This window comes from Janthinobacterium longum (assembly GCF_051380735.1).
Lineage (GTDB): Bacteria > Pseudomonadota > Gammaproteobacteria > Burkholderiales > Burkholderiaceae_D > Janthinobacterium.
This window is the reverse complement of sequence record NZ_JBNYXQ010000001.1, coordinates 267,134-283,187: the sequence shown is the minus strand read 5'-3', so window position 1 is coordinate 283,187 and position 16,054 is coordinate 267,134. Positions and strand designations below refer to the sequence as shown.

At 61.8% G+C, this 16,054-nt stretch carries 16 protein-coding genes; 10 read left to right on the top strand and 6 right to left on the bottom strand.

Annotated features, from left to right (window positions below; all coding sequences use genetic code 11):
• The first annotated feature begins 68 nt into the window (after nt 1-68).
• The 3 genes from ACQ4WM_RS01265 to ACQ4WM_RS01255 all read left to right on the top strand — a co-directional run bounded on the left by ACQ4WM_RS01265 (nt 69) and on the right by ACQ4WM_RS01255 (nt 3,578).
• The gene (locus ACQ4WM_RS01265; RefSeq protein ID WP_436544908.1) at nt 69-698 is read left to right on the top strand and encodes a Rossmann-fold NAD(P)-binding domain-containing protein; all 630 of its coding nucleotides are present in this window, start codon (nt 69-71) and stop codon (nt 696-698) included.
• A gap of 13 nt (nt 699-711) precedes the next feature.
• Nucleotides 712-1,281 (top strand): flavin reductase family protein, encoded by a 570-nt coding sequence (locus tag ACQ4WM_RS01260; protein WP_436544907.1) that lies wholly within the window; start codon nt 712-714, stop codon nt 1,279-1,281.
• 89 nt (nt 1,282-1,370) lie between these two features.
• Entirely contained in the window at nt 1,371-3,578 is a 2,208-nt protein-coding gene (locus tag ACQ4WM_RS01255; protein WP_436544906.1) for an OsmC domain/YcaO domain-containing protein, read from the top strand.
• A gap of 117 nt (nt 3,579-3,695) precedes the next feature.
• Here ACQ4WM_RS01255 and ACQ4WM_RS01250 read toward each other — a convergent pair whose 3' ends face one another.
• The 3 genes from ACQ4WM_RS01250 to ACQ4WM_RS01240 all read right to left on the bottom strand — a co-directional run bounded on the left by ACQ4WM_RS01250 (nt 3,696) and on the right by ACQ4WM_RS01240 (nt 5,966).
• On the bottom strand, nt 3,696-4,607 hold the full coding sequence (locus tag ACQ4WM_RS01250; protein WP_436544905.1) for a DUF2145 domain-containing protein: 912 nt from the start codon (nt 4,605-4,607) through the stop codon (nt 3,696-3,698).
• Nucleotides 4,604-5,035 (bottom strand): hypothetical protein, encoded by a 432-nt coding sequence (locus ACQ4WM_RS01245; RefSeq protein ID WP_436546180.1) that lies wholly within the window; start codon nt 5,033-5,035, stop codon nt 4,604-4,606. Before ACQ4WM_RS01245 ends, ACQ4WM_RS01250 begins: the two co-directional genes overlap by 4 nt.
• 97 nt (nt 5,036-5,132) lie before the next feature.
• Complete coding sequence (locus ACQ4WM_RS01240; protein ID WP_436544904.1) at nt 5,133-5,966, bottom strand: HDOD domain-containing protein; 834 nt, start codon at nt 5,964-5,966, stop codon at nt 5,133-5,135.
• 255 nt (nt 5,967-6,221) lie between these two features.
• Between ACQ4WM_RS01240 and ACQ4WM_RS01235 the strand changes: the two genes are divergently transcribed.
• From ACQ4WM_RS01235 to ACQ4WM_RS01220, 4 genes are all read left to right on the top strand, one after another.
• Nucleotides 6,222-6,740 carry a hypothetical protein gene (locus tag ACQ4WM_RS01235; RefSeq protein ID WP_436544903.1) on the top strand — a complete coding sequence of 173 codons (519 nt, stop codon included), beginning with the start codon at nt 6,222-6,224 and terminating at the stop codon, nt 6,738-6,740.
• Between the two features lie 81 nt (nt 6,741-6,821).
• Nucleotides 6,822-7,940, top strand: a complete 1,119-nt coding sequence (locus ACQ4WM_RS01230; protein ID WP_436544902.1) for an RDD family protein — start codon at nt 6,822-6,824, stop codon at nt 7,938-7,940.
• A gap of 73 nt (nt 7,941-8,013) precedes the next feature.
• A complete protein-coding gene (locus ACQ4WM_RS01225) occupies nt 8,014-8,796 on the top strand; it encodes a hypothetical protein (protein ID WP_436544901.1) in 783 nt (260 codons plus the stop codon).
• Nucleotides 8,797-8,807: 11 nt separating this feature from the next.
• Nucleotides 8,808-9,113, top strand: a complete 306-nt coding sequence (locus ACQ4WM_RS01220) for a hypothetical protein (protein ID WP_436544900.1) — start codon at nt 8,808-8,810, stop codon at nt 9,111-9,113.
• Nucleotides 9,114-9,221: 108 nt separating this feature from the next.
• On the opposite strand, the gene ACQ4WM_RS01215 is transcribed toward ACQ4WM_RS01220, so the two are convergent.
• The 3 genes from ACQ4WM_RS01215 to ACQ4WM_RS01205 all read right to left on the bottom strand — a co-directional run bounded on the left by ACQ4WM_RS01215 (nt 9,222) and on the right by ACQ4WM_RS01205 (nt 11,519).
• Nucleotides 9,222-9,620, bottom strand: a complete 399-nt coding sequence (locus ACQ4WM_RS01215) for an RcnB family protein (protein ID WP_436544899.1) — start codon at nt 9,618-9,620, stop codon at nt 9,222-9,224.
• Nucleotides 9,621-9,734: 114 nt separating this feature from the next.
• The gene (locus ACQ4WM_RS01210) at nt 9,735-10,460 is read right to left on the bottom strand and encodes an alpha/beta fold hydrolase (protein ID WP_436546179.1); all 726 of its coding nucleotides are present in this window, start codon (nt 10,458-10,460) and stop codon (nt 9,735-9,737) included.
• Between the two features lie 42 nt (nt 10,461-10,502).
• Nucleotides 10,503-11,519, bottom strand: a complete 1,017-nt coding sequence (locus tag ACQ4WM_RS01205; RefSeq protein WP_436544898.1) for a M14 family zinc carboxypeptidase — start codon at nt 11,517-11,519, stop codon at nt 10,503-10,505.
• Nucleotides 11,520-11,713: 194 nt separating this feature from the next.
• On the opposite strand from ACQ4WM_RS01205, the gene paoA reads away from it, so the two are divergent.
• The 3 genes from paoA to paoC are packed head-to-tail and all read left to right on the top strand — an operon-like array spanning nt 11,714 to nt 15,521.
• Complete coding sequence (gene paoA, locus ACQ4WM_RS01200) at nt 11,714-12,358, top strand: aldehyde dehydrogenase iron-sulfur subunit PaoA (RefSeq protein ID WP_436544897.1); 645 nt, start codon at nt 11,714-11,716, stop codon at nt 12,356-12,358.
• The gene (locus ACQ4WM_RS01195) at nt 12,355-13,326 is read left to right on the top strand and encodes an FAD binding domain-containing protein (RefSeq protein ID WP_436544896.1); all 972 of its coding nucleotides are present in this window, start codon (nt 12,355-12,357) and stop codon (nt 13,324-13,326) included. Before paoA ends, ACQ4WM_RS01195 begins: the two co-directional genes overlap by 4 nt.
• A complete protein-coding gene (gene paoC, locus ACQ4WM_RS01190; protein ID WP_436544895.1) occupies nt 13,323-15,521 on the top strand; it encodes an aldehyde oxidoreductase molybdenum-binding subunit PaoC in 2,199 nt (732 codons plus the stop codon). Before ACQ4WM_RS01195 ends, paoC begins: the two co-directional genes overlap by 4 nt.
• Nucleotides 15,522-16,054: the final 533 nt, after the last annotated feature.

The window sequence follows — 16,054 nt, the reverse complement described above, 5'->3', positions numbered from 1 at the left end:
ACGGCCATCGCTTGTAGCAGCGCGTGGCGATGCTGTATCGTATGGCTTCCATATGAAAAGGGATTGCCATGAAATTGCTGCTCGCTGGTGTTACCGGCCTGGTGGGTGGGCACGTGCTGCGCCTGGCGCTGGAAGATGCGCGCGTGAGTACCGTGGTGGCGCTGGCGCGCAAACCCTTGCCGGCGCACCCGAAACTGATCGCACCATTTATCGACTTTGACGCGCTGGCGCCCGATGCGACCTGGTGGCGCAGCGACGCTGTCATCTGTGCGCTGGGCACGACCATGAAGGTGGCCGGTTCACAAGCAGCGTTTCGCAAGGTCGATTGTGACTATCCGCTGGTGCTGGCCCGCCTGGCCCGGGCGGCCGGCACGCCAGCGTACGTGCTCAATTCGGCGGCCGGCGCCAATCCGGCTTCGCGCTTTTTCTACAACCGGGTCAAGGGCGAACTGGAACGCGAACTGGCAACGCTGGGTTTTGCCTCGCTCACGCATGTGCGCCCCGGCCTGATCGGTGGCGAGCGCGAGACGGTGCGCGCCGGCGAGGCGGCGCTGGCCCTGGTGCTGGGCACGCTGGCGCCCGTACTGCCCAGGCGCTGGCGCATTAATCCGGCGCAGCGCATCGCGCAGGCGCTGCTGGAGGCGGCAATCGCCGCTGCGCCCGGCGTACACGTCGTGACCTCCGACCATTTATCTTGAAAACAGGAACACCATGCAAAGCCATATCAAGGAAGTCCCGCTGGAAAAAGCCTACCGCCTGATCAACCACGGCCCGGCCGTGCTGGTCTCTGCACGCCATGATGGCGTCGACGATGTCATGGCCGCATCCTGGGCCTGTGCCCTCGATTTTGCACCGCCCAAGCTGACCGTGGTGCTGGACAAGGCCACGCGCACGCGGCCGCTGGTCGAAGGCAGCGGCATCTTTCTGATCCAGGTGCCTACCGCAGCGCAGTTGCAGTTGACCCACTTGGTCGGCACGCACAGCCTGGCCGACATGCCCGACAAGCTGGCGCGCGCTGGTGTTGAACTGTTCGATGTCGACGGCCATGACTTGCCGTTCGTTGCCGGCTGCGCCGCGTGGCTGGCCTGCCGGCTGGTGCCCGAACCGCACAACCAGCATACCTATGACCTGTTTATCGGCGAAGTGGTGGGTGCCTGGGCCGATACGCGCGTGTTTCGCGACGGACACTGGCACTTCCAGGATGCCGATCCGTCGCTGCGCAGCCTGCACTATATTGCCGGTGGCCAGTTTTATGCGATCGGCGAGTCGCTGACGGTGTAAGTGCGCCAAAAGTCAATCACCCATGCGGTATTCCGGGAAAGAAAGGATAATAGCGCCTAACTCTTTTCAAGCAAATATTGGAATACCTCATGGAAATTAAAGTCAACTTTCTCGACAAGCTGCGTCTCGAAGCCAAGTTCGATGATTTCACGGTCATCGCCGACCAGCCCATCCGCTACAAGGGCGATGGTTCGGCGCCTGGTCCGTTCGACTATTTTCTCGCTTCGTCGGCCTTGTGCGCAGCTTACTTCGTTAAGTTGTACTGCGATACGCGCAATATTCCGACTGAAAACATTCGCCTGTCGCAAAATAATATCGTCGATCCGGAAAACCGCTACCAGCAGATATTCAAGATTCAGGTCGAGCTGCCGGCCGATATCTCGGCCAAGGACCGCCAGGGCATCCTGCGCTCGATCGATCGCTGCACGGTCAAGAAAGTGGTGCAGACCGGCCCCGAGTTCGTGATCGAGGAAGTGGAGAACCTGGACGCCGATGCGCAAGGGTTGCTGATGCTCAATGCGGATGCGCAGGCAAGCACCTATATCGCCGGCAAGGACCTGCCGCTGGAGCAGACCATCGCCAATATGTCGTCCATCCTGGCCGGCCTGGGCATGAAGATCGAGATCGCCTCGTGGCGCAATATCGTGCCCAATGTGTGGTCGCTGCATATCCGCGACGCGCATTCGCCGATGTGTTTTACCAACGGCAAGGGCGCCACCAAGGAAAGCGCGCTGGCGTCGGCCCTTGGTGAGTTTATCGAACGCATGAATTTCAACCATTTCTATGGCGGCGCTTATTGGGGCGAAGAGATCGCCAACGCGCCCTTCGTCCATTATCCGGACGAGCGCTGGTTCAAGCCCGGCCGTAACGACAAGCTGCCGAAAGAGATACTCGACAAGTACAGCCTCGCCATCTACAACCCTGATGGCGAATTGCGCGCCTCGCACCTGGTCGACACCAATTCCGGCAATGCCGAGCGCGGCATCTGCTCGCTGCCGTATGTGCGCCAGTCCGATGGCAAGGTGGTGTATTTCCCGTCCAACCTGATCGAAAACCTGTACGTCAGCAATGGCATGAGTGCCGGCAATACGCTGGCCGAGGCGCAGGTGCAATGCCTGTCCGAGATTTTCGAGCGCGCCGTCAAGCGTGAAATCCTCGAAGGCGAAATGGCCTTGCCCGACGTGCCGCAAGAAGTGCTGGCGAAATACCCGGGCATCGTGGCTGGCATCCGTGGCCTGGAAGAGCAGGGCTTTCCGGTGCTGGTCAAGGATGCCTCGCTCGGTGGCGTGTATCCGGTGATGTGCGTGACCTTGATGAACCCGCGCACCGGCGGCGTGTTTGCGTCCTTCGGCGCGCACCCGAGCCTGGAAGTGGCGCTCGAGCGCAGCTTGACGGAATTGCTGCAGGGCCGCAGCTTCGAAGGCCTGAACGACCTGCCGCGCCCGACCTTCGCCAGCAATGCCGTGACCGAGCCGAACAACTTTGTCGAGCACTTTATCGATTCGAGCGGCATCGTTTCCTGGCGCTTCTTCAGCGCCAAGGCCGATTACGATTTCGTCGAATGGGATTTTTCCGGCCACGGTGAAAATTCCAACGCCGAAGAAGCGGCCACCCTGTTCGGCATCCTGGCCGACATGGGCAAGGAAGCCTATATGGCCGTCTACGACAACCTGGGCGCCGCCGCCTGCCGCATTCTGGTGCCCGGTTATTCGGAAGTGTATCCGGTGGAAGACCTGGTCTGGGACAACACCAACAAGGCGCTGCTGTTCCGCGAGGACATCCTGAACCTGCACCGCCTCGACAACGCCAGCCTGGAAGCGCTGCTCGAGCGCCTGGAAAACAGCGAGCTGGACGAATACGGCGACATCGCCACCCTGATCGGCGTCGAATTCGATGAAAACACGGTCTGGGGCCAGCTGACGACGCTGGAACTGAAATTGCTGATCCACTTGGCCTTGCAGAACTTCGACGAAGCGCAGGAACTGGTCGAAGCCTTCCTGCAATACAACGACAACACCGTCGAGCGCCGCCTGTTCTACCAGGCGCTGAACGTGGTGCTGGAAGTGGAGCTGGACGACGAGCTGGAACTGGACGATTACGTGGTCAATTTCCGCCGCATGTTTGGCGACGCGCGCATGGATACGGTGCTCGGCTCCATGGATGGCAGCGTGCGTTTCCATGGCCTGACGCCGACCAGCATGAAACTGGAAGGACTGGAGCGGCATCAGCGGCTGATCGACAGCCTCAAAAAGCTGCATGTGGCGCGGGGCAGGGTGGCAGGGCTAGTCCGGGCTTGATTGACTGGCATGCGACCAAGTCAAGCCTTGTAGACCCGGAAACAGGCTCCGGGGCGGACCCTGAGGTTCCGACCCCGGCAGTTTCGCGGTTCTGGCGTTTATAGCGCCAGTTGCCTTTCAATCCAGCACAATCACACGGTCATTTTCGCCCGCCACACAGCCCTCGGCCACCGGCTCCCACCCCTTGTGCACCACCACCTGCCTGCCGTCATGGCAGATTTCCACGCGTTCGCTGGCGGGCAGGCGCTGGCGCACCAGGGTTTCCAGGGTGGACGGCAGGCTCACTTGCAGCTGCATCGCGTTGACGGCTTCCTGCGGATGGTCGGACAAATGCACCAGTGGCACGAAAATCGAACCGAGCATCAGCCAGCGCGAGGGAATGGCTACCGGTTCGGGACTGTAGGGGGCGGTGCGCAGCCAGGCCTGGGCGCGTTCGCGCAGGTCGGCGCCGTCCGGCAGTTCGCCCCACGCGGCGCCCAAGAGTTCGACCACCCATTGATTGCAGTTCTGGAATTGCAGGCCGTAGGCGTAGGCGTTGGCGCTGTAGCTGCCGGCCAGCAGGTGCTGGACGCGGGCCGGGTCGAGCAGGGCGCGGCGCAGCGGTGGCACAGTCTCGGCTGGCAGGCGCACGATGGAGATATAGCCGAGCCGGGGATTGTCGGTGCCCATCGCAAAGCCGGCCGTGCCTTGGTCGAAGATGCGCGGGCGGCCTTCGTCGCAGGCGTAGTACAGCTGGCGCGCGGACCAGCCGGCGTCGCTCTCATGGCGCCAGGCCAGTGCGGCGTGGGAGTAGCGGATGCCGAAGCGCGACAGGTCCAGGCCCGAGCGGCTGATCAGCGCCACGCTGCCTTCGGTGGCGGCCAGTTCCTCGCGTACCACGGCGGCAAAGCGCAGCAGTTTATCCTGTTCGGAAGCGGTCAGCTCCTGCGAGCGGTCGCAAAAACGCGAAGATGAGAAAGAGCCGCCGGCATGGGCGCTACCTGCGGCAATCAACAGCAGGGCTGGCGCCAGGAAGCGGCGCAGCTTCACATGCTGACCGGACGCGTACCCAGTTCGCCGTACCACTCGTCGGCCAGCACCAGGAAGAAGGCGGCGCGCGTGTCGTTGCGGGAAAATTCAATGCCATAGGCACGGTTTTGCGCATGCACCATGTCGCCTTGTGCCAGTTGCTGCTGGTCGAAAGTCGCTTGCGGGAGGTCGAGCACCAGCGGTTGCTGGCCCGCATCTGCCTGCATGGTCAAGCGCGTCATGCCGGCGTGGCCTGGCGTGGCGGCAATATCGATGATGCGATACGGGCCATTGTCGACGCGCTTGTCGGTTTTCGAGCTGTTGCTCGAACCGCTGAGCGAGTCGGACACGCTGCCGCTCGAGGCGGAGCCAGCGCTGGACGCCGAAGAGGCAAAGCTGTCGGCGTGGGCGTTGCAGGCCACGGTCAGTGCCGCGGCCAGGCCGAGCATGCGAAGTGAAATAGTCAAGGCAGTATCCAGTGCTGGTGAGGCAATCGGGGGCTGGCCGGGTGTGTCCCCGGCAACTTTCCCATCATAGCAGATCACATCAGGCCAGCAAAACCGCGATCAGCTCTTTTACCTCGTTTGACGGATTGTTGCGTATTTCCTGCAACACCGGGTCTTGCTCCAGGTACTGCTGCAGCCGTTCGTTGACGGTCGGCGGCATTTGCGGCAGCGGCGAGGCGACCGGTGCGATGGCCTTGGCCAGCAGCAGGGTATCGCGCAAGCCTGCGGGTGGCAGCAGCACGGTAGTGCCGGGCAGGCTGACGACCGCATCGGCCACCTGGTTTGGCACGATCAACTGGCGCATCAGTGCACGGCCGACGATTTCCAGCACCGGCGCCATCTGCGTTTCCAGCTGCTGGTACAGGCCCGGTGTCTTGTCGGCTTCGGCCAGCAGGTACAGGCCACCCACTTCGTGCACGATGCCGGCGAACAGCGCGGTGTCGGGGTCGACATGGGTGATGTTGCGGGCGATTTCCTGTGCCAGCACCGCCACGTGCACGCTGTGCGCCCACAGCTGGGCAGCCATGGCACGCAGTGCAGGGTCCTTGATGCCGGTGTTCATCTGGCGGAGCACGGCGGCGGTGGCCAGCGACAGCAGGTTGCGGTAGCCCAGGCGTTCGACGGCGGCACGCACGCTGGTCACGGTGGGCGTGTGGCCATGGGCAAACATCACCGAGTTGGCCAGCGACACGGCGCGCGCCGACAGTCCCGGCTCGGACAGCAGCAGGCGGTGGATATCGGCCGCATGGCAGTTGGGCTTGCCCAGTTCCTGTTGCAAGCGCAGGGCCGTATTGACGTTGGTAGGGAAGGCGAGCGTCTCGCTGTGGGCGCGGGCGAGGAGACGTGACAGGCTGCTGAGGGTATCGGCTTGCATGGATGTTGTGCTCGAGAGGATGATTGCTTGAAAAAGATGGGCCTATTATGAGTCAATTTTGCCAGCCGTGTCGTATGACAGCGCACGGCCCGGAAGGCATCCCCCAGCCGCAAGCGAGGACTCTGCCGCAGCCAGCACATGATTGAATGAAACCCTGTGCGTGAGTTTTGGAGAGTCTAGTCGGGCCCCGCTTTGCTATGATCGCCGGCCGACGCATTGACACCGCTGCCATCATCCGAAAGAAAGAACCTGCCAATGACACGCCTGTTTCACGCCTTTTGCATTATCACCCTGGCCGCGCTCTGTGCCTGTGCCGAGCAACGTCACCCGCTTGAGACTTACCTGGACCAGTTGCGCCCCGATACAGTGACAGCGCTGCCCGATCTGGGATGGCCAGCGGGAACCTTGCTGTGCCCGATGTCAGCGTACCAAAGTGAACTGGGCGCTACCGAGTCGCCCGCCGAGAGCGTCAACGCATTCCTGGCGAGAAAAAAGTTTCTCGGTGATGAAGGCCATTGGTCGCTGATTGTTGTCAAACCGGCGCCTGCGGGCGACGCCGGTATCGAGCACCTGATATTCAAGCACGTGAAAAATGCCTATGTCATCAACGATCCTGCAACGCTCGCGCGCGATGCAGCAGCAGTGCCTGCAGGTTTTGCCATGCAAACCTGCGTGGCTGTCGAACAGGCTCGCGTGCTGGTCGTGCCTCAACAAAAAAGCAATCGCAAGCTGATCGTGTTTGGTACGCAGTCAATGCCCGGTACTGCTCAATAGCGGCAATGCCAGCACTTCCCCGTCTGGCAGTTAATTGTTATATTGCAACATTGACGAATATCGCACGCAGACGGGACAGTAATGGACACACCGGATTACAGCAAGTACAGCGCCGAGCAATTGCGGCAGATATTGGGCCGTATCGACGCAGATCGCTTTCCCGAACGCGTAACCGAGATCGAAGCTCGGCTGGCGGAACTGGCTGCAGCGCCCGATTCTGCGCCAGCGGCAGAGGCGACCCCGGCGGTGAGCAAGGCGCAGCCCACGGCAACTGCCATTCTGGGGCGCAGGATACTGGCGTTCATCGTCGACATGATACTGCTGGGTGTGAGCGGCGCGATAGCCGGCGCTTTGCTGCATGCACAGTTCGCCGCGATGGGCCCGTGGGGGCGGTTGGTGGGATTTGTCGTCACCTTGCTGTATTTTGGCTTGCTGCAGAGCCATCTGCGCGGCGGCCAGTCGATCGGCATGCACTTGCTGGGTGTGCGCGTGGTGACACGCACAGGCGAGCCGCTCGGTTTATCGGCAGCGTTCATCCGTGCAGGCATTTTTTGCCTGGCTTATTTTTTGAACGGCGCCGTCATCGATTCGGGCCAAGCTTGGGTTTATACGGCCATGTTCATGCTGGTCGCCTCTCTGACTATCGCCATCTATTATTTGCTGCTGTTTAACCGGCGCACGGGCCAGTCGCTGCATGACCTGGCTGTTGGCGCTTATGTGGTGAGTGCCGGGCCGGGCAAAATACTGCCAGCCAGCAAGCAAATCTGGCGCGGTCATGGGGCGGTGATAGGCGCAGCGGTACTGTGCGTCTGCGTTGGCACCACGATGTTTTTCAAATACTCCCCGCTCGGCGACACGCTGGCCGGCTTGTTATCGCTGCAGCAGACAATCGGCAAGATGCATGGCGTCGACCGGGTTGGCGTCAGCCTTCAAACCGTCAAGTCAGATGACAAGGAAACGCATCGCCTGATCCTCAGCGCGGTGGTCGATGCCGCCACGCCTGAGCCACAAGTGCTGGCTCGGCGCATTGCGCTGGCCGCGCTGGAACATTACCTTGACGCCGCCAGTCAGGATCAACTGATCGTAACGCTGGTGTCCGGGTATGACATCGGTATCGCGTCTTCGATGCGGATGAATAACTATGTGTACACGCCGGAAGAATGGCGGGCGCAGCAGGCTGGCGCTGCTGGTGCGCCCTGAACGCAACCGTGCTGGTCTATAATCGCGCCTGCGTTGCCAACGATGGCGGGGCATATGGACGATGGAAGCGCGCATGCACAAATTGATTACCGAACTGGCCAGGCTGTACCTGGCCGATGGCCAGCAGGACAGCGATGGCCAGCCTGTCACGCCCGATATGCTGGCGCGCCAGGTGGCGGGCGGTCCTGCCATCAGCGCGCGGCTGGTCGATGACGCCGGCCGCACGCGCACCCTGGTACTGGAGTTTGGCGGCAAGGGTGGCGGCGAAAAGCACTGGAGCGACTTGTGTGCGATCGCCAATGCCTTGCAGCATGAACTCGACTTGCCGGCGCCCGCCGTCAGCATCTCGGGTCGTAGCTCGTTTTACCTGTGGCTGTCGCTGGAAACCCCGGTGCCGCTGGCACAGGCGCGCCAGTTCCTGCAATTGCTGCGCAGCGTATTCCTGCCTGCCAGCACCGACATACTGAGCGCCGCACCGGCTGCCTTCCTGGAGTCGGTCGAACTGCCGCCATGCCTGCAGCCCTCGGGCAAATGGGCAGCTTTTATCCACCCGGGCATGGGCGCCTCGTTTGTCTACGAGCCAGGCCTTGACATGCCGCCACCATTGCACGCGCAACTGGGTTTCTTGGAAAGCCTGCGCAGCCTGACGACGACGCAGTTCGCCAAGGCGCTGGCCGCGCTGCAACAGCATGCGGGTGTAGAGAGCGCTGCTGCAGCTGTCGCTTCCACCGTTCCGGCTGTCAGGGCTGCGTCGGCAAGCGGTGGCCTGCTGCTGCAGGATGCGACACTGGAAGATATCGTGCAATGGCTGCATGCCCGTAATATCGAGCCGACTTTTCGCCACCGCCTGCCATGAATCGGGGCGCATTGACGCCCGAAAGGGCGCTTGACATCGTCGCGGCGCGCCTGCTCGGCGAGCAGGCAATTCCCGTCAAGATCAGGACAAGGACCGAGGTCACGGATGCGGAGATTGACGAACTGCTGGCGGCGGTAGATTTTCTGATCGTGCATTACCGCGATAGCGATAGCGTGCCCAGGACGCTGGCGGCCGCGTTTGTTGATATCTACGCTGGCTTCGTTCCGGGCGATGGTGCCGTGACTGCAAGCCAGGCACAGCGTCTGGAAGATGTGGCAATCGCCTTACAGGACAAGGCGTATCAGCTGTTTGGCTGAGGTTTTACCGCAGCGAGTGGAATCGCTGCGTTTCCAGATCACGCCGGGCTTCCGGGCTCAACTGCAGCGTATCTGGCCATCTGTCCATCTGCCGCTGATGCGAACAGATCAGTTCGACAGCAGTACCTGCGCAATCACACCGGTGGCAATCGCCGCCAGCACATAATCATTGCCGGCGCGTACCCATTGATGGCCACGTGGCGGCGCGTTCAGGTGGCGTGCGCGCCAGTCGGTCACCACGTAGCGCTGGTCGCGGTATTCCTTGCTCAGGCGCTGGCCACGGCGCAGGTCGTGCCTTGGGCCGCCGCCGCGCGTGTCATCGCGCCTGAACTTGCGCGCATCGTCGTGGCGACCGTCATTGTCGTGCTGCTGGTATTGCTGGCCATGGTCGTCGCGGTCATTGTGATCATTGCGGTCATGGCCATCGTTGCCACGCTGGGCAAAGGCGCTGCCGCTGGTGGCGATGCTGATTGCAATCACGGCTGATACGAGTAATTTTGATGTCATTGTTATTCTCCACACGGTGAGTTATCTGATGAATCCATTACACCGTGCTTCCGTCTTGACAGATAAGGCTTTCCCGTAAGAAATGTCACAAGACGTTTCAGGCTCAATTCACAGTCATGCCAGCGCGGCCACCCAGCGCGCCACCGTTTGCGCTACCCAGTCCGGCTGGTCGAGCGGCAAATCGTGGCCTGCCTCGGGGTGGCTGGCATAAGCCGTTTGCCATGCTTGCGCCAGCTGGCGTGAACAAGCCGGGTCGACCAGGGCATCGCAGCGGCCCGCCAACACCAGCAGCGGCATGCAGGGGCGGCTGGCCGGTGCGCGAAAGCGGGCCGCAGACAATAGCTGGCGCAGCGCATTGCGCCGGCTGACCGGATATTGGCGCTGATACGCCAGCCACTGCCCGACCAGCGCCGCATTGCCCGCGCTGTATTTAAAGCTGGTCAGCCGCAATATCAGCGCTTCCTGGCTGGCCTGGTCGCCCACCAGCAACTGGCGCAGCAGGGCCGGATAATTCTGCCAGCGCAGGCGGCGGTAGAACGGACTGTAGGGCCGCATGCTGGTATTGATCAGCACGCAGGAAGCGATTTCCTGTGGATGCTTGCTGGCCCATTCGACGGCCACCATGCCGCCCAGCGACAGGGCCAGCAGGCGGTACGGTGGTTTCAAGCCGCGCGACAATAAATCCTGGCGGCAGAATGCCACCATCTCGCTCACGCGGGTAGCGCTGTCCAGTGCATGGCGCTGGCCATTGCCGGGCAGGTCTGGCGTAATAATGGTGGCGCGGGGCATGGCGGCACCCAGCGTGGCGGGAAAGTCGCCCCAGTGCCGCTGTTCGCGCATCAGCCCGCGCAGCAGAACCCAGGTATTACTCAACGCAACACCTCACGACTCGTACCATTGCGCCAGCGCGCGGCGGCGGTGCGCCTTGCGCGCCAGCCCTTCCGGCATCCAGCGGCCATGGCTGTTGGCGGCGCGCATCAGGAAGTCGAACCACACCAGGTGGCGGCGCAGCACGCGCTGCAGCCGGTGCGCGGCGGTCGGGTTGAAGATGCCGGCGCGGTTGAACAGCTGGCGCGGGTTTTTCTTGACCCACAGCCACGAACCCATTTCCAGCGTCAGCGGCAGGAACACGCGCTCGCTGTCGCTGGTCCCTTGCAGGTACAGATAGTCCCACAGGTCGCCATGGGTGCGATATTGCCGGCTTTGCGGCTCGAATACATAGTTGTGGTTGGGATAGGTGCGGCTGTACAGCTCTTCCAGCGCGCCGATATCGGCCAGGTGGGCGATCGGCGTGGCCGTATGGGCGTGCGGAAACCAGATACGGTCGCGCAGGCCGAAGCCGGAATGGCAATCGAGGGCGATGCTGAACTGGCGCGACAGCAATTCGCGTTCGACCAGCTCGCACACGGCCTGGCTTTCCACCTGCATCGGCGCGCCATCGTGGCCCCGGTACCAGGGCAGCTTGTTGCTGTAGCGCTGGCCGCCCAGCAGGAAAGGCACTGGTTCGCTGGCCGACAAGGGCGCATTGCGCATCAGGTCCACCCCCTGCGGATTGCAGCGTGTGCCTTGCCACATGCCACCGGGATTCACCAGCGGCATGAACACCAGGCGCATCGATTCGAGCTGCTGGTGCAGGGTGCTGTCCCATTGCAGGCGCGCCAGGATGCTCTGCAAAAAGGCGAGGATCACTTGCGTGCCGATGCGTTCCAGTCCGTGGATGCCGCCGAAAAAGCCCAGCACCGGTACATCGGGGCTGGGATTGCCGAGCGCAATTGTATACACGGGAAAATCACGGCCATCGATGGGGATGCTGCACGGCGCGGCCACTTCCAGGTGGCGGCTGCCTTCATCGATCAGGCGCTTGAGCATGACCAGTTCCGGGAGATTCTTTTCGATCATGGATGACGCTGCAAAAGAAGGTGCCTCAGTGTAGCCGAAATAATGTTCTGTTCGTAAAACGTACGTTCGCGTACAGACCTTTTTTCACACGTCACCTATAGTGATTCACGGGACGACACGTGCCCACCCAGCCAACAGCAGCGAGCGACACAATCAGCCAAGAGGACGCAAGGATGGACAAGGTCAACAAGAAGATGAATGATATTAATACAGGCCGGCGCGAGGTCCTGATAGCAGGCGCCTTGTCAGCCACTGCGGCGACCATCCCCGGCATGGCTGCGGCCCAGGCTTCCACTGCGCCGGCCGGCACGCCAGCGCCACCGCCGGTCATGGCTGGCGTGCAGTTCGAAATCAACGGCAAGGCCCATGCGCTCGAACTCGACACGCGCACCACCTTGCTTGACGCCTTGCGCGAGCACCTGCACCTGACGGGCACCAAGAAGGGTTGCGACCATGGACAGTGCGGCGCCTGCACCGTGATCGTTGACGGCCAGCGCATCAATTCCTGTCTGAGCCTGGCCGTGATGCACGAAGGCTCGAGCATTACCACCATCGAAGGACTGGGCACGCCGGAAAAACTGCATCCGATGCAGGCGGCGTTTGTGGCGCATGATGGCTATCAGTGCGGCTACTGTACTCCGGGTCAGATCTGTTCGGCGGTGGCGGCGCTCGGTGAAATTCGCCGTGGCATACCCAGCCATGTCAGCGCGGACCTGAACGCGAAACCGCAAGTGACGCCCGAAGAACTGCGCGAACGCATGAGCGGCAATATCTGCCGCTGCGGCGCGTACTCGAATATTGTCGACGCGATTAGCGATGTTGCAGGGAGGCCAGCATGAAGGTTTTTACCTACCAGCGCGCCACCACCCCGGCCGAAGCGGCTGCTGCTGCGCTGCGCACGCCGGGCGCCAGGTTCATTGCCGGTGGTACCAATCTGCTTGACCTGATGAAACTCGAGATCGAGACCCCGCCGCACCTGATCGACGTTAATGGCCTGGGCCTGGACCAGATTACCGCGACGCAAGATGGCGGCCTGCGCATCGGTGCGCTGGTGCGCAATACGGCGCTGGCTGCCGACGAAAGAGTGCGGCGCCACTACGGCGTGCTGTCGCGCGCCTTGCTGGCCGGTGCTTCGGCGCAGTTGCGCAACAAGGCCACCACGGCCGGCAACCTGCTGCAGCGCACGCGCTGCCCGTATTTCTATGACACCAACCAGGCCTGCAACAAGCGCAAACCCGGCAGTGGCTGTGCGGCGATTGCCGGCTTCAGCCGCCAGCTGGCCATCGTCGGCGGCAGCAGTGCCTGCATCGCCACCCATCCTTCCGACATGGCGGTGGCGATGCGCCTGCTCGACGCCGGTATTGAAACCGTGCGCCCGGACGGCGCCGCGCGCACCATTCCGATCGCCGATTTTTACCGCTTGCCGGGCAATACGCCGCAGATCGAAACGGCCTTGCAGCCGGGCGAACTGATCACCGCCGTTACCCTCCCCAAACCGCTGGGTGGCACGCATGTGTACGCCAAGGTGCGCGACCGCGCTTCCTATGCGTTTGCACTGGTATCGGTAGCCGCCGTGGTGATGCAGGACGGCTCGGGCCGCGTGGCATTGGGCGGCGTGGCGCCGCAGCCATGGCGCGTGCCGCAAGCCGAGCAGGCGATGCGGCAGGGCGCGGCGGCCGTCAGCAAACTGTTGCTGGCCGGCGCCAAGCCGACTGAAGACAATGCCTTCAAGACCACCCTGGTACAGCGCACCCTGGCTGGTGTGCTGGTGCAAGCGCGCGATAATGCGCAGAAAGTGACATCATGAAATTCACCACGCCTGCCACCACCAATCCCATCGACAAGCTGCGCTATGTAGGCCGCGCCACCGACCGCATCGATGGTCCCTTGAAAACCACGGGCACGGCGCCGTATGCCTATGAACAGAACGAGGCAGCACCGAACGCCGCCTACGGCGTGGTGCTGGGCGCGGCAATTGCCAAGGGCCGCATCGTTTCGATGGATACCAGCGCCGCGCTGCGCGCACCGGGTGTGCTGGCCGTCGTCACGGCCGAGAACGCCGGCAAGCTGGGCAAGGGAAAAATGAATACCGCCAGGCTGCTGGGCGGCCCCGAAATCGAGCATTACCACCAGGCGATTGCGCTGGTGGTGGCCGAAACGTTCGAACAGGCACGCGCCGCCACGCAGCTGATCGCCGTGAAATATACCGAGAGCAAGGGCAAGTTCGACCTGGCGGCGGCCAAAAGTTCGGCTACCAAGCCCAAGGACGACAAGCCCGATACCAAGGTGGGCGACTTTGCCGGCGCGTTTGCCGCCGCCCCCGTGCGCGTCGATGCCGTCTATACCACGCCTGACCAGTCGCATGCCATGATGGAGCCGCATGCCTCGATTGCCAGCTGGAAGGGTGATCAGCTGACCGTCTGGACTTCGAACCAGATGGTGGACTGGGGTCGTAGCGACGTGGCCTTGAACCTGGGCATTGGGAAAGACAAGGTACGCATTATCTCGCCGTATATCGGCGGTGGCTTTGGCGGCAAGCTGTTCGTGCGTTCGGAAGCCGTGCTGGCCGCATTGGGCGCGCGTGCTGCGCAGCGCCCGGTAAAAGTGGCGCTGGCACGGCCGCAGATCATGAACAACACCACCCACCGTCCTGCCACCATCCAGCGCCTGCGTATTGGTGCGACGCGCGCCGGCAAGATCACATCCATCGGACACGAATCCTGGTCGGGCGACCTGAAGGGCGGCAAGCCGGAAACGGCCGTGATGCAGACGCGCCTGCTGTACGCGGGCGCCAACCGCATGACGGCCATGCGCCTGGCCGTGCTGGACCTGCCTGAAGGCAACGCCATGCGCGCACCTGGCGAAGCGCCGGGCCTGATGGCGCTGGAAATTGCCATGGATGAGCTGGCCGAGAAACTCAAGATGGACCCGATTGCCTTGCGTATTTTGAACGACACCAAGGTTGATCCGGAAAAGCCCAGCCGGCCGTTTTCTCAGCGCCGCCTGATCGACTGCATGCGTACCGGTGCAGTGGAGTTCGGCTGGAAGGATCGCAGTGCCACGCCCGGCGCCAAACGCGACGGCCGCTGGCTGGTCGGCATGGGCGTGGCGGCCGCCTTCCGCAACAATATGGTGATGAAGTCCGGTGCCCGCGTGCGCCTGAACGCCCAGGGCGTGGTGACGGTGGAAACCGACATGACCGATATCGGCACCGGCAGCTACACCATCATCGCGCAGACGGCTGCTGAAATGCTTGGCGTCGAACTCGACAAGGTTGTTGTCAAGCTCGGCGATTCCGATTTCCCCGTGTCGGCCGGTTCCGGCGGCCAGTGGGGCGGCAACAGTTCTACCGCCGGCGTGTATGCGGCGTGTGTGAAATTGCGCCAGGCCGTGGCCACCAAGCTGCAGATGGACATGAATGAAGTGCGTTTTTCGGACGGCCAGGTCAGCCTGGGCGAGCGCAATGTGCCGCTGGGCCAGGCGGCAAAAGATGGCGAGCTGGTGGCCGAAGACTTCATGGAATACGGCGACCTCGACAAGAAATTCCAGCAGTCGACCTTCGGCGCGCATTTTGTGGAAGTGGGAGTGGACAGCTACACGGGCGAAGTGCGCATCCGCCGCATGCTGGCCGTCTGCGCTGCCGGCCGCATCCTGAATCCGAAATCGGCCCGCAGCCAGGTGATCGGCGCCATGACCATGGGCGCCGGCGCGGCCCTGATGGAAGAACTGGTGGTTGACCAGCGCGGCGGTTTTTTTGTCAACCACGACCTGGCCGGCTATGAAGTACCGGTGCACGCCGACATTCCGCACCAGCAGGTGATCTTCCTGGAAGAAACCGACCCGATGTCGTCACCGATGAAAGCCAAGGGTGTGGGTGAACTCGGTATTTGCGGCGTGGCGGCGGCGATTGCCAACGCCATTTACAACGCCACCGGAGCCAGGGTGCGCGAGTATCCGATCACCCTCGACAAGCTACTCGACAAATTGCCGGCCGTGGCATGATATTGTCAGTGTCGCCCTTGCCACTTGCTAGCGCAAATGGCAGGGACGATTCCTGTATGCTGTTGCTACTTCGATATCCCCCTGATGCCGCCATGGCCTCATGGTGGCAGTACTGACATACCGCTATTTCTCCATCAATAAGCGCGCGGCAACGCAAGCAATGCCGTGCGCATCCCCCCCATCTTTGGCAGCAACGGCCAGTTCCTGGCGGAAAAGGTGCGTCCATGGCGACACTGTAGCCACTAAAACATATTCCATACACCAGTGAAACAGTCTTTTTTGAAATTTGTTTTTAATAATAAAATATTATTTCTTTAAAAAAACATTTCACTACTTCCAGTTTGAATATCAATCACGATTTACCGTGTCTTATCACTTTTATTTTTTTCCGTTGCTCAATTGATACTCGCGTCAGAAGTTTGATCTAGATTAAATTGTGCGACGCATCATAAACGCATATTTATTATGCAGTGGAAGAGAAAGTAAATGGTTTTATATTTTATTAAAAGACTATATGGATATTTTTCTTCGGA